Below are 13,909 nucleotides of genomic sequence, written 5' to 3'. Positions count from 1 at the left end.
CCCGCTGCGGAGAGTGCCATGAAAGAATATGACGAAGTTCGCGACCAGTTGTTAAATATGCTGGAAGAACTGGACGATAGACTAGGGAAAATTACCAACGATGTCAGACACACCGACCAGCCGCTGGCTCAGGATTTTTCCGAACAGGCTACCGAAACCGAAAACGACGAGGTATTGGATGCGCTGGGCAATGCAGCCCGCGACGAAGTTGAGAAAATCAGACAAGCCATTTCCCGCATTGATGCCGGTACTTACGGGATTTGCCTGGGCTGTGGCGAACCGATCAAAAAAGAACGCTTGGCGGTACTGCCTTATGCCAAGCTCTGCATGCATTGTGCGGAACACAACCCGCAGTCTTGATCTATTTTTCCGCAAAGCAAGTGCCCAACCCGTTTCATGCTATCGCCCAAAACGCAAAAAAAAGCCCGGTGCGAGACCGGACTTTTTTATCGTCTCGGCGGTATGCAAAACCACCGATTAAGCGCACCCTAGGCTTTGTTGCGACGCAAACCTAACATGCCCAACAAAGCGCTACCGAACAGCCAGACTGCGCCGGGCACAGGTACTGCGGCAACTTGTTGCAATTGCAAGGAGCTGCCAGCCAAATCGGCATCGGTAAAGCCGAATACGAAGAACTTGTTCGGTCCGGCGACACCGGCGACAAAATCGTTGTCGTTGGCTATCCACAAGGTATGTAGTTTTTGGCCCAAGCCATTGATGACATCGTCACCAAAACTAGCGCCTTCCAGTTTAGCGGGGATGGCGGTGACAGCAATGCCCTGACTGACCAGCTCCGCCTTGATGTCCAGGAACAGAGACTTGCCCACCGCATAACTCAATAGATTTGATTCGCCACTGATGCTCAGCGGGCCAATATCGGTGGCGCTACCCAAATCGATCTTGAACAGTTTTTTCTCCGCGGCAGACGTGCCGTCGCCCAAGCCCTTGCCGTCCCGTTCCAGAACCAGAAACTCGTGATCGTTAATAGCCAGAATTTCGCTGCTGTTGTAGCTCTTGGAACCGTCCTTATTGTCGTAAACATATTGATGGGTGGTGTTGCCCGTCGCAATGTCTATGGTAACAATGCGATTGGCTCGACCGCCATCACCGCCATCCTGTATCAATGGACTTTGCTCGAAACCGACCAGGGTTTTACCGTCCGGCGTAATCGCCAAACCTTCCATGCCTTTGTTGGCAACACGGCCGCTGGTATTGCTGCTGATTTCGGTAGCACCTTGCGACGAAAGATTGCCGACGGCAAAAGATGCCGGCAAGTTGAAGGTGCGAGTACGTTGTCCCGTGGCGCGGTCGAACTCATAAACATAAGGACCGTATTCGTCGGAAATATAGACTTTGGTACCGTCATTGGAAACCCGAATGCCCTCCGGATCCAATCGAGCGTTATCCGGATTGGTGGAGATGCCGGCGGCGAAATTGTCCGAGCGACCGTCGAAATAATATTTATTGCTGCTGTTGATCGACGGCGTCACTGCACCGTAATTCAATGCGGTCGGGCTATACAACAGGGTGGTTTGCGTCAGGGTGGGCGTCAACGTAAAAGCTGAAGTCCCAGGCGTCGCCACCAAATTCATGGCAACTGTTTGGAAGCGGGAAATATAGGACGTGGTATTGTCGACACTGGTGCCGCCGGCCCAAGCCGTGGCATTCGGTCCACGATCCGGCAAAGCCAGGAAGGTATTATTGCCGGCATAAGCTAAACCTGAACCAATGCCGCCCAGAATATTCGCTGGGTCGCCGGTTTCCACCGTGCCGCTCAAGCCTGACAAATCGGTTGGATTACTTAAGGTACCGACAGCCAATAATGTGGGTGCGGCCTGAGCCGAAGCCCCCGTCATACAAGCTAATATGAATGAAGAAAGAAGTGTTTTTTTCATGATTGCGTCAAAAATCTTTGTGAAAAATAGAAACTGTGGTTTTGAACAAAATGCTGTAGATCAGCCAAGTTCTGCGTATTGACTCCGACAATTCATCGGCTGCGTTTGAATATTAAATGTGATTTGTTACACAGTTCTTACAGTCGCCACTGACCGCGGCGGGTAAAGACCAGGCAGGCATCGTTTTAACGGCCGTTAATGGGCGTCCAAACCAGATAACGAGCCGGCGAATAACTCAGTCTGTTTAATCATTGTGTACTATCCTTGCCGACGATCATTCCTTTTATTGCTGGGACATAAATCATGGATATCGCCGAACTATTGACCTTTTCCGTCAAAAACAAAGCCTCCGACTTGCATCTTTCCGCCGGCCTGCCGCCGATGATCCGGGTGGACGGCGACATCCGCCGCATCAATATTCCGTCCTTGAGCCACAAGGAAGTTCACGCGCTGATTTATGACATCATGAACGACAAACAGCGCCGCGATTACGAAGAGTTTCTGGAAACCGACTTTTCCTTCGCGCTGCCCGGCGTAGCCCGCTTCCGGGTCAACGCCTTCAATCAGGATAGAGGCGCCGCAGCGGTGTTCAGGACCATTCCTTCTAAAGTATTAACTCTGGAAGACCTGGACGCCCCGAAGTTCTTCGCGGAGCTTTGTACTAGACCGCGCGGCCTGATTTTGGTAACCGGCCCAACCGGCTCCGGTAAATCCACTACGCTGGCGGCGATGGTGAACCATATTAATTCCAACGATTACGCACACATCCTGACGGTCGAAGACCCCATCGAGTTTGTCCACGAAAGCCAAAAATGCTTGATCAACCAACGCGAGGTCCACCGCGATACGCTAGGTTTTAACGAAGCCTTACGCTCGGCCTTGCGGGAAGACCCGGACATCATCCTAGTTGGTGAGATGCGGGACTTGGAAACCATCCGCTTAGCCTTGACCGCCTCGGAAACCGGTCACTTGGTATTCGGCACGCTGCATACCACCTCCGCCGCGAAAACCATAGACCGGATTATCGACGTGTTCCCCGCCGCAGAAAAAGACATGATTCGAGCTATGTTATCCGAATCCTTGCAGGCGGTTATCTCGCAAACGCTGTTGAAAAAAGTCGGCGGCGGCCGGATTGCCGCGCACGAAATCATGGTCGGCACCCCGGCGATCCGCAATCTGATACGCGAAGCCAAGGTGGCGCAGATGTATTCCGCCATCCAAACCGGCCGTAAGGACGGTATGCAGACACTGGATCAAAACTTGAAGGAAATGGTTGATAAAGGCTTGATTACCGCGAAAGGTGCGATGGTTAAAGCCGTAAACAAAGATATGTTCCGTTAATTTTAAGGAGGCGTCATGGACTTTAAAGCCCTATTGGCCCTAATGGTTGAAAAGAAAGCGTCCGACCTGTTCATTACCGCCGGCCGGCCGCCATCGATGAAAGTTAACGGCAAAGTCGTCGAAGTATCCAAGAGCATACTAAACAGCGAGCAGACCATGATGCTGGTACTCAGCATAATGTCGCAGCGCCAGCGCGATGAATTTGAAAACACCCACGAATGCCAGTTTGCATTAAGCGCCCACAGCCTGGGGCGGTTCCGGGTCAGCGCCTTCACCCAACGCGATTCGGCCGGCATGGTGTTGCGCCGTATCGAAACCACCATCCCCAGTGCAGAGGACTTGCATCTACCGCCGGTGTTGAAAGAACTGATCATGTACAAACGTGGTCTGGTGATGTTCGTTGGTGCCACCGGCACCGGTAAATCCACCTCGCTGGCAGCCCTGATTCGGCACCGTAATGAAAACAGCAGCGGCCATATCATTTCCATCGAAGACCCTATCGAGTTTATCCACCCGCATAAAGGCTGCATCATCACCCAGCGCGAAGTGGGGCTGGATACCGAATCCTTCGAAGTGGCGCTAAAAAACACCCTGCGGCAAGCGCCGGATGTGATTCTGATCGGCGAGGTCAGAAGCAGGGATACCATGCAACACGCCATCACCTTCGCGGAAACCGGACATTTGTGCGTTTGCACCCTGCATGCCAACAACGCCAACCAGGCTATAGATAGGATTCTGCATTTCTTCCCGGAAGAAATGCACAGCCAACTGTTCATGGATTTGTCGCTGAACCTGCGCGGTATCGTCGCCCAACAATTGATTCAACGCGCCGACGGCAAGGGTCGCTATCCGGCTATCGAGATTTTGCTGAATACCCCGCTGGCATCCGACATGATCCGCAAGGGCGAAGTGCATAAATTAAAAGAACTGATGAAAGGCTCACGTGAGCACGGCATGCAAACTTTCGATCAAGCGCTTTACGATCTGTATACAGCGGGTAAAATTGGTTACGATGACGCCTTGCACGCTGCCGACTCCCGTAACGAGGTGCGCCTGATGATCAAATTGGGCGCCGAGAACGTCAATTTCGAAATCGCCGGCATGAGCCTGGCCGAAAATGACGACGAGGGAGGCAGTCTTTTTAAATAACCCTGGATAAAGCTCGCTTGTTTACTATTAACACCCGTAAAGTTTCGCTACAAAACACCGGTTCGGCACTGTTAATTACATTGCTGACCGGCTGCACCTCGCAGCCGCCGGCCGGCGACAAAACCAACAATCGCGTCCGAACACCCACCCAACAAACAGCCCCCAACCAATCGCGCCAAGCCACGCCGGACTTGCGACCATTCGCCAGCGTCGGCGGCTACCATGCCGCATCAGTCAGCGGCGATTACGCCGGTTACCCCGCCTTGAATCAGTTCATCGAGCAGATGGTGCAGAAACACGGTTTCAATCGCGAGTATCTGCAAGGCCTGTTCTCACAAGCCAAACGCAAGCAATGGACCCTGGATTATTTGGCCAAATCCGATCAGGGCATGAAAGGCAAACCCAGCAAAGGCGGCTGGACCCGCTATCGCGCGCAATTTCTGGACGACCGGCATATCAACGCCGGCATCAGCTTCTGGCAACAACATCACGCAACGCTGCAACGCGCCAGCCAACAATACGGCGTGCCGGCCGAATACATCCTGGGCATCATGGCGGTGGAAACCACCTTTGGCAGCTTCGTCGGCAACCATAGAATCATCGACGCGCTAACTACCTTGGGCTTTGATTACCAGCGGCGTGGCGAGTATTTCCGCACTGAATTGGAAAATTTTCTGGTGATGAGCCGTAGCGAAGGTCTGGACCCCGGCAAGCCGGTCGGCTCGTTCGCCGGCGCAATGGGCTTGGGCCAGTTCATGCCCAGTAGCTTTCTGCAGTGGGCGGTGGACTTTAACGGCGACGGTCGCCGCGACCTGTGGAACCCGGAAGACGTGATCGGCAGCGTCGCCAATTATTTTGCCCAACACGGCTGGCAAGCCGGCCAACCCATCGTTTCGGCCACGCGCGGCAGCTTCATCGGCATCAACAGCCTGGAACCCGGCGCCGATCATGCTTATCCCTTGGATACCTTGGTTAAAGCAGGTGTGGAACCGGCTGACACATGTGCTTGTGATTATCCGTTGCGGCTGTTATTGCTCCGGCATCAAAGTAAGGATGAGTATTTGTTGGGCCACCCTAACTTTTACGCGATTACCCGGTATAACCAGAGTACGCATTATGCGATGGCAGTTCATGAGTTGGCGTTGGCGATTAAGCGGGGGTATCAGAGGGTGGCTGTTAATCGGTCTGATGCTGGGTAGGGATTTGGTATTGTGTCGCTGGCGCGACGGCTTGATTTAATGTCGGGTCTCGGCCCGACAGCCGAGATACTTTTCTTTGCTTGTCCAAAGAAAAGTATCCAAAAGAAAAGACACCCGGATGCCGCTTTTTCCCTGCGCTCCTCGCTTTTGAACGGGGTTGCCGAAAGGGGCTTCCTGCCCCTTCGGCAACGCGCCGCATCCATGCGGCGCCCCTAACGGGCTAATCCGTTCAAAAGCTCCGGTGCTCGGCGCGGCATACGGGAGAAAACCAGTCCCCGGCTATCGGACAAAAAACAATTCGGCGTTACCTACAAAACTGGCGCTGGATTCGATGCCTTAATGAAGGCCACTAATTTACTAAGTTGTACGCGAAGGTCCAGAACAGATAAGTCTGGTTGGAACTCTGAAACAATATGTCTCGCTATTTCAACCTTTGGTGCCTGCGCTTCTCGCCCTTTCTTCGATTTTATCTTTAGGACATTGTCATACGTGCCAAAGCTGGACATCGGAGTCACATTTGGATTAACAGCAGATAATGCAGCTTGAATTTGTGAGCTCGGCAAATAATTTTCAATTTCGCGCCCCTTAGTAATCCATGCATGACCGGGTCCCTTATCAAACTCGTCTTGTAACCGACGTTTTGTTTCATTTATTCTCGCACCGCGCTTATCTCGGTCACTGTCGAGAATCATCACGCCGCGTCTATTCAATCGCCGGAGTGAAATAAATTCGCTCACTAATGTTTCGTCATCATCGTTCGATAAATGAGATGCTAAGCGACCACCATAAAACATTATTGAGTAATGAATTCCTTCCGCGAAATTTGGCTCAAGCGAATTTATCCAATAATTCAGATATACCCTATCCGACGGCCCTTCGACCCATATGACACAATTTGCTTGGAGTAAGTCAGAGGGATGAAACCCGAGATCTTCGCAAATAGCAGACTTCTGATTGTTAGAAGTTGCCCTTTCGACAATGGAGCAGCCGTTATCAAGCCGAATATGGTAAATCTCGGCGTCTGGGGTATCCATTAGTGCTGCCGAATGCGTGCTGATGATGTATTGGTTACTTGTAAACTCGGACAAATAACGCATCAACTTTCGTTGAAGTATCGGGTTGGAGGGCATCCCGAATTTTGTGTAAACGGGTTTAAGTTATCGGTTAGGGATTCGGTCTTCGAACTGAATACTAAACCGGTTTAATGCGGCTTTCCAGTCATAGACGGGCATGGTCCACTTTTGGCTGATATTCTTCAATGCCAGATAGAGCAACTTGGATAATGCGTCATCGCTGGGGAAGATCGCGCGATTTTTTATGATTTTTCTCAGGCTTCGGTTCACCGATTCGATGGTATTAGTGGTGTAGATCACCTTGCGAATCTCGGGCGGATAGTCGAAAAACGGGATGATACGGTCCCAGTTTCGTCGCCAGATCGGGGCAATGGTGGGATAGGCTTCGTGCCAGTTGGCCTCGAATTCGGCCAGTTTTTGTTCGGCTTCCCTGACGGTAGCGGCTTGATAGATACGCTTGAGGTCGTCGGCGACCGACTGGCGCCTTTTGTAGCTGACGTAGTTAAGGCTGTTACGGACCAAGTGCACGATGCACAACTGCACAGTGGCTTTGGGAAACACGGTTTCGATCGCTTCCGGAAACCCCTTTAGACCGTCGACACAGGCGATAAAAATGTCGTTGACGCCACGGTTCTTGAGCTCGGTGACCACTTGCAGCCAAAATTTGGCGCCTTCGCTTTGGGCAATCCATAGCCCCAGCACCTCTTTGTGTCCGTCCAGATTGACACCAATAGCCAGATAGACCGCCTTGATCCGCACACTGCCACTGTCCCGCACTTTGGTGTGTAGGCAGTCGAGGTAGACGATGGGGTAAATCGGATCCAGCGGACGGGTTTGCCAGGCGCTCACCTCCTCAAGGACCGCGTCGGTCACCGAGGAAATCAAGGTGGGCGACACCTCCGTGTGATAGATCTCCAATAGATGGGCCTGGATTTCCCGTACCGTCAGGCCGCGGGCGTACAACGAGATGATCTTGTCGTCGAAGCCCGTCCAGCGCCGTTGATGCTTGGCGATAATCTGGGGTTCGAATTCGCCATGACGGTCACGGGGAATCTCGATGGGTAAGTCGCCGAAGTCGCCTTTGAGCGTTTTCCGGCTCTTGCCGTTACGGGCATTGCTATTGGCGTTGGTCACCGCCTCATGCTTGCCGTGGCCCAAATGCGCGGTCATTTCCGCTTCCAGGGCGCGTTCGACAATGGCTTTGGTCAACTGCTTTAACAGTCCATTGGCACCGATCAGGTCTTCGGGTGTTTGATAGTTCGACATCAAGGCATCGAGTAATTCATCAGGAATGGCTTTGGGTGATACGGTCATTTTTTCATCCTCTTCAGGATCGGTAGTTTCCTACCTCATGGCCGTTTACACAAAAATTCTTACACCCTCTCGGGTTGAGGTGAATTTCCGGCTCTTCAATACAGATAATGTGTTCCGAAAGTACCGTTGCGGCAGCAGCAAGAATTATCACTTCATGGATACCGGAGCCTAACGAACTAAGAGGTAAAGTCTTGCCATCCATGTGGACAAGAATTGTCTCGCGATCATGGGGAACTTCGATTGATGCAGTCGGATTGTCAATCACATTACCAACGAACCTTGTAATTTCGTCAAACTTGATGCGGTCAGGCTGGCTATGTACATCCGGGTTTTGCAAGCGCGCCAATCTTTCTATAATTCCCGCCCCATTAAACCCATCAGACTCAGAGCCTTTTGCGCCAATTTCCCTAACTGCGGGAATCAAAGCCATTTGAATATTTGGAAAATTGGGCGCAAGCATGGCAAGTACATCGGGTTCCCACGTATTGATCCGGTCACCCCCAGACATTCTGGCCAATACGTTCCAGATTGCATAGAACTCCTGATTTGCCAAAGACTTGGCCGCTTCCTTCCATAATTCAAGCTCACCGCGACGATTAGAGGGGCGAACAAAACTCCATGCCAGCTCAGTACCGTCTAATTTTTGTTTCTCGGAAAACAGTTTTGAAAGCGCTAACTTAACATTGATATGTTGAAGGGTGTCATTCAATCCCGCGAACAGGTTGTGACTACTTCGTAATTTCTGAATTCCGTCTGTTCCTGTTTCGAGTTCTTCTCCCCATCCGATTAGTAGCTCTGCAAAGTCTGGGAGATGAGTGTCCAATGGATTAGCCGCAGGAGCTTTAGGCTGAGGTCCCTTCGGGTAAATTTCCATCAAAAACCTTATAACGTTTGATTTACCAGCGTTATTTCTACCTATCAGCAGATTAATCTTGCTTAACCTATCAAAGTATTGAGGCTGCTCACCAAAACTCCTATACCCGGCGAGCGCAAAGTTTTTCAGGACTAATGTCATATATTTGATTAGACAGGCATTAAATGGCAGATTTTAGCAATTAGCTGAAGTGAACGCAGCGGAAGCCAAGAGGTTTATCTCGTTCCCACGCGCCGCGTGGGAATGCAAGCCTGCCGCGCTGCGGTCAGCTAAAACCAATATCGATAAACCGGTAGCAATCCATCCCGCCCAGCATAATTCCAGGCACTCGAATAACGCCAATGCTCCGGTAGATCAACATAACCGCGTTTGACCGGATTCAGGTGGATATAGTCCAATTTCTGCCTCAAAACGTCGGGGTTATCGATCAACTGCGGATGACTTCCTTCCTCCCACAACTGATATTCCCTGTCAGCTTTGTGCGCTTTGCGGAACCAGCGTAACTGCTGCAATAAGCGTTCGGCATTGATAGATTCCAGATAATCGATCAACTGCCGGGCAGTGTATGATTTGAAGTGGGCCAATTGTTCGGTTAAATCGTCCGTTTGTACCAGCAGGTGCAAATGGTTTTCCAGAATGACGTAGCCGTATATTCGCCAATTGTACTGTTGTTGGCGGTAAATCAAGGCGTTCAGAACGATTTGCACGGTAGCCGGACGCGTGAATAACGGAATCCAGTTCAGTACGGTACAGGTTAAGAAATGCGGCTGCTGGGATTGAAGAATGCGGTAACGGCTGCGGCCCATGGGTTTGACCTCTTTTGGTAGCTTGGTCTAATGTTACCGCTGGCGCGGATAGTCTGCATTCCCACGCGGCGCGTGGGAACGAGAGACCTGTTTGTCATCAACCGACTTTCAATTCCGGGACGGTTTTCTCCCGTATGCCGCGCCGAGCACCGGAGCTTTTGGCAAGAATAGCCCGAAGGGGTGCGGCATGGATGCCGCACGTCGGCGGAGGGGCAGGAAGCCCCTTCTGCCGACCCTCGTCAAAAGCGAGGAGCACAGGGAATAAGCGGCATCCGGGCCGCCTTTTCTTTGGATACTTTCTTTTGGCGGAGCAAAAGAAAGTATCTCGGCCGTCGGGCCGAGACCCGACATTAAAACCATCCGTCGCACCAGCGACACAAAAACAACGTCGGAACTAACTTATTCAGTAACCCCAGGGTTATCCAACAACTCAAACTCCTCCCCCTCCCGAGCCAAACAAACCGAAACCTCACCAGATTGCAATAGCGATGCAAAAATCGCTTCCAAATCCGCATCACTCCGCGTCGGTTCATGATGCGTCAAAAATAAGCGTTTAGCTCCCGCTTGCGCCGCAAAATTCATCGCCGAACGATAGGTGCCATGGCCCCAGCCATGCCGGTTGGCATATTCGACATCGGTGTAAGAACTATCCGTGATCAAGGCATCGACCCCTGCCATTGCCGCAATCACTTCTTCTTGTTTTTGTTCGATCAATTCCTGCATGGCCGGATAACCAGGATGATCGGGAGCATAGGGATTAAGTTGCGGCTCGTAATCCCCGGTAAAAAACAAAGAACTGCCATCGACGTCGTCCAGACGATAGCCAAAGTTATATACCGGATGATTCAGCACAGTCGGGGTTACCCGCACACTGCCGACAGTAATCGGTGCGCCGGCCTTCAGTGTGAAATAGTGGATTTGGGCGTTTAACTGCGCTTCGCTAATGGGAAAATAGCTGTGCTGCAGTTGTACCCGCATGGCGCGTTCTATGCCTTGATGAGTCAATGGCTCTAGGCCGCCGTATATGTTGACTATGTTGCCGGCGTTGAACATGGGCAGAAAAAACGGCAAGCCCTGGATATGATCCCAATGGGTATGGGTAATCAAAATATGCGCAGTCAAGGCTTGATTGGTTAGGCTTTGTGCTAAGGCGTGAATACCAGTACCGGCATCCAAAATAATTAAATCGCCGGCACTGCTGGTCACTTCTATACAGGTGGTGTTGCCACCATATTTGACCGTGCTTGGCCCCGGCGTAGGGATTGAGCCACGCACGCCCCAAAACTTGAATTTCATGTTTTATCCGCCTCTGCAACACTCAATGGGCTTCGTCCCAATTCTCGCCGCTGCCCACTTCCACCAGCAAGGGTACATACAGCGCGGCAGCGCTGGACATGATGCCGCGGATGGTTTCCATATGTTCGGTCAAGCGCACTTCGGCTACCTCGAACACCAGTTCGTCGTGTACTTGCATTATCATTTTCACGTCCGGATTATCGGCGCCTATCCAGGCGTCGCAAGCCAGCATCGCCCGCTTGATGATGTCGGCGGCCGTGCCTTGCATCGGTGCGTTGATCGCGGTGCGCTCGGCATATTGGCGCATCGCGGCGTTGCGAGAGTTGATCTCCGGAAGATACAAGCGCCGGCCGAAGATGGTTTCCACGTAGCCTTGCTGCTTAGCCAGTTCCCGGGTGTTGTCCATGTATTGTTTCACGCCGGGATAACGGCTGAAGTACAGATCGATATAGGCCTGGGCTTGATTGCGCGGCAAGCCCAATTGCTGCGCCAAACCAAACGCCGACATGCCGTAGATCAAACCAAAATTGATGGCTTTGGCCGAGCGGCGCAAATCGTGAGTAACTTGCTCCAGCTCCACTTCAAACACTTCCGCCGCCGTGGCGCTATGCACGTCCACACCTTGCGAAAACGCCGCCAGCAGGCCGGCATCGCCGGACAAATGCGCCATGATCCGCAGTTCGATCTGTGAATAGTCGGCAGCGACTATCTTATAGCCGGGAGGAGCAATAAAGGCCTGGCGGATCTTCCGGCCTTCTTCGCTACGGATGGGAATGTTTTGCAGATTAGGGTCGGACGAGGACAAGCGCCCGGTCGCCGCTACCGCCTGATGATAAGAGGTATGCACCCGGCCGGTGCGGTCGTTGACCTGCTGCGGCAATTTGTCTGTGTAAGTGGATTTGAGCTTGCTCATGCTACGAAAATCCAGAATTAGCTTGGGTAAGGCGTAATCCACCGCCAGTTCCTGCAGCACCGATTCGTCGGTAGACGGCTGGCCTTTCGGGGTTTTTTTCAATACCGGCAGGTTTAAGCGGTCGTACAAGATTTCCTGTATCTGCTTGGGCGAACCAAGATTAAATGCCGAGCCGGCCAGATCGTGGGCTTGCTGTTCGATACCTATCATCCGGTTTGCGAGCTCCAAGCTTTGTTGGTCCAGCATCGCGCTGTCGATCAACACGCCGTTTTCCTCGATGCGCGCCAACACGCTGATCAGCGGCACCTCAATTTCCTTATATAAGGCCCACAAGCGCGGATGCTGTTGCAATTGTTTGGACAAGGTTTGGTGCAATCGCAAGGTGATGTCGGCATCCTCCGCGGCGTATTCGCTGGCTTGTTCGATAGCCACTTCGGCAAAGCCGATCTGCTTGGCGCCCTTGCCGGCCACGTCTTCGAAATGAATGGTATCCTCGCCCAGGTAATGCTTGGCCAGATCGTCCATATTATGTTTAGTCGCGGTGCTGTTCAACACATACGATTCCAGCATGGTGTCCTGTTGGATGCCGCGCAGCGCGATGCCGTGATTGGCCAGCACATGGGCATCGTACTTCAGGTTTTGGCCCAGCTTGGCTTTGTTGGGGTCTTCCAGTAAGGGTTTTAAGGCAGCCAATACGGCTTGCCGATCAAGTTGGGTTGGTACGCCAGGATAATCGTGCGCGACAGGCAAATAGGCGGCCTGGCCGGCGTCTACCGCGAAAGACACGCCGACGATGTGTGCATCGCTGTAATTCAGGCTGGTGGTTTCGGTGTCGAAGGCAAACAGCTCGGCTTGCTTAAGTTTAGCCCGCCAGATATCAAAATCGGCTTGGCTGAGGATAGTTTGATAATCCCTAGCTAGCGTAGCGTTTGGCTCATTCTCTCCAGCAGGAGAAGGCTGGATTGAGGATTCCGAAGAATCGTTTTTTGCCTTTCCCCTCACCCCTCCCTCTCCCGCTGGAGAGGGGGTTGAGCTGTCGCCGTTCAAAGTTTTCAGCCAACTGCTAAAGCCCAAATGCCCCAACTGGTTTTTCAGCGCGGCAATGTCGGGCTGTTTGCGTTTTAAATCTTCCAGGCTGTAATGCAAAGCTACATCGCAGCGGATGGTGGTCAGTTCCCGAGACAGCGGCAACTGGCCCAAGGCCTCGCGTAAATTGTCGCCGATTTTGCCTTTGATCTCGTCGGCACGGGCGATCAGATTGTCCAGTGTGTCGTATTCCTGCAGCCACTTGGCAGCGGTTTTCGGCCCCACTTTTGGTACGCCGGGGATGTTGTCCACCGCGTCACCCATTAGCGCCAGATAATCGATGATTTGCTCCGGCTTCACGCCAAACTTATCCTGCACACCCTGAATATCCATGCGGGTGTTGGTCATGGTGTTTTCCAAGGTGATTTGCTCGTTCACCAACTGCGCCATGTCCTTATCGCCGGTGGAAATGATCACTTCAAAGCCCTGGCGCGCGGCGTTCTGCGCCAGACTGCCCAACACGTCGTCGGCTTCCACGCCGTGTTCGATAATCAGAGGCAAACCCAGCGAGCGGATTAAGTCGTGCAAGGGGGCAATTTGTACGCGCAAATCGTCCGGCATCGGCGGCCGATGGGCTTTGTATTGGTCGTACAGGTCATTCCGAAAAGTTTTACCGGGCGCGTCGAATACCACCGTGACATAAGGCGTGTCGTAATCGTTGATCAGCTTGCGCAACATATTGGAAACGCCGTAAACAGCGTTAGTCGGTTCGCCCTGGGCATTGGTCAAGGGCGGCACTGCGTGAAAGGCGCGAAACAGAAACGACGAGCCGTCGACCAGGATCAGTTTGTTAGGAGCGGAATCGGACATGGAGAGTGAACAAGCAACAGTAAGGTTCCTGCAACGATACAGGGCCGCGCTGATGGCTGCAAGTGTGGTATTACCAGTTGGCGCCGGGATGCTTGACTGGCAGGCCGGCTATCGACTATGTTGCATCACACCGTTTTAAAACCGTTTTCCTCG

The 13,909-nt window shown here is 52.4% G+C and carries 11 protein-coding genes; 4 read left to right on the top strand and 7 right to left on the bottom strand.

Annotation, left to right across the window (positions count from 1 at the left end; all coding sequences use genetic code 11):
• Positions 1–18 precede the first annotated feature (18 nt).
• Complete coding sequence (locus tag EBA_RS00610) at positions 19–360, top strand: TraR/DksA family transcriptional regulator (RefSeq protein ID WP_192372275.1); 342 nt, start codon at positions 19–21, stop codon at positions 358–360.
• A gap of 128 nt (positions 361–488) precedes the next feature.
• Here the strand turns inward: EBA_RS00610 and EBA_RS00605 are convergent, their stop codons facing one another.
• A complete protein-coding gene (locus EBA_RS00605) occupies positions 489–1,895 on the bottom strand; it encodes an esterase-like activity of phytase family protein (RefSeq protein ID WP_192372273.1) in 1,407 nt (468 codons plus the stop codon).
• Positions 1,896–2,198: 303 nt separating this feature from the next.
• Between EBA_RS00605 and EBA_RS00600 the strand changes: the two genes are divergently transcribed.
• Genes EBA_RS00600 through mltB form a run of 3 tightly spaced genes read left to right on the top strand, consistent with a single transcriptional unit; the run spans position 2,199 to position 5,584 of the window.
• Positions 2,199–3,236 (top strand): type IV pilus twitching motility protein PilT, encoded by a 1,038-nt coding sequence (locus tag EBA_RS00600; RefSeq protein WP_192372271.1) that lies wholly within the window; start codon positions 2,199–2,201, stop codon positions 3,234–3,236.
• Positions 3,237–3,251: 15 nt separating this feature from the next.
• The gene (locus EBA_RS00595; protein ID WP_192372269.1) at positions 3,252–4,385 is read left to right on the top strand and encodes a PilT/PilU family type 4a pilus ATPase; all 1,134 of its coding nucleotides are present in this window, start codon (positions 3,252–3,254) and stop codon (positions 4,383–4,385) included.
• Positions 4,386–4,402: 17 nt separating this feature from the next.
• On the top strand, positions 4,403–5,584 hold the full coding sequence (mltB, locus tag EBA_RS00590) for a lytic murein transglycosylase B (RefSeq protein WP_192372267.1): 1,182 nt from the start codon (positions 4,403–4,405) through the stop codon (positions 5,582–5,584).
• Positions 5,585–5,892: 308 nt separating this feature from the next.
• On the opposite strand, the gene EBA_RS00585 is transcribed toward mltB, so the two are convergent.
• The 6 genes from EBA_RS00585 to polA form a co-directional block, all read right to left on the bottom strand.
• On the bottom strand, positions 5,893–6,618 hold the full coding sequence (locus EBA_RS00585) for an OLD family protein (protein WP_192372265.1): 726 nt from the start codon (positions 6,616–6,618) through the stop codon (positions 5,893–5,895).
• A gap of 123 nt (positions 6,619–6,741) precedes the next feature.
• The gene (locus EBA_RS00580; RefSeq protein ID WP_192372263.1) at positions 6,742–7,971 is read right to left on the bottom strand and encodes an IS256 family transposase; all 1,230 of its coding nucleotides are present in this window, start codon (positions 7,969–7,971) and stop codon (positions 6,742–6,744) included.
• Positions 7,972–7,984: 13 nt separating this feature from the next.
• On the bottom strand, positions 7,985–8,986 hold the full coding sequence (locus EBA_RS00575) for an AAA family ATPase (protein WP_192372260.1): 1,002 nt from the start codon (positions 8,984–8,986) through the stop codon (positions 7,985–7,987).
• A gap of 128 nt (positions 8,987–9,114) precedes the next feature.
• The gene (locus EBA_RS00570) at positions 9,115–9,651 is read right to left on the bottom strand and encodes an REP-associated tyrosine transposase (protein ID WP_192372258.1); all 537 of its coding nucleotides are present in this window, start codon (positions 9,649–9,651) and stop codon (positions 9,115–9,117) included.
• 399 nt (positions 9,652–10,050) lie between these two features.
• Positions 10,051–10,947: an MBL fold metallo-hydrolase gene (locus tag EBA_RS00565; protein WP_192372256.1), complete on the bottom strand. Its 897-nt coding sequence runs from the start codon at positions 10,945–10,947 to the stop codon at positions 10,051–10,053.
• A gap of 22 nt (positions 10,948–10,969) precedes the next feature.
• The gene (polA, locus tag EBA_RS00560; protein WP_192372254.1) at positions 10,970–13,756 is read right to left on the bottom strand and encodes a DNA polymerase I; all 2,787 of its coding nucleotides are present in this window, start codon (positions 13,754–13,756) and stop codon (positions 10,970–10,972) included.
• Positions 13,757–13,909: the final 153 nt, after the last annotated feature.

The sequence above is a fragment of the Methylomonas albis genome, assembly GCF_014850955.1.
GTDB lineage: Bacteria > Pseudomonadota > Gammaproteobacteria > Methylococcales > Methylomonadaceae > Methylomonas > Methylomonas albis.
This window is presented reverse-complemented; position numbering and strand designations above follow the sequence as displayed.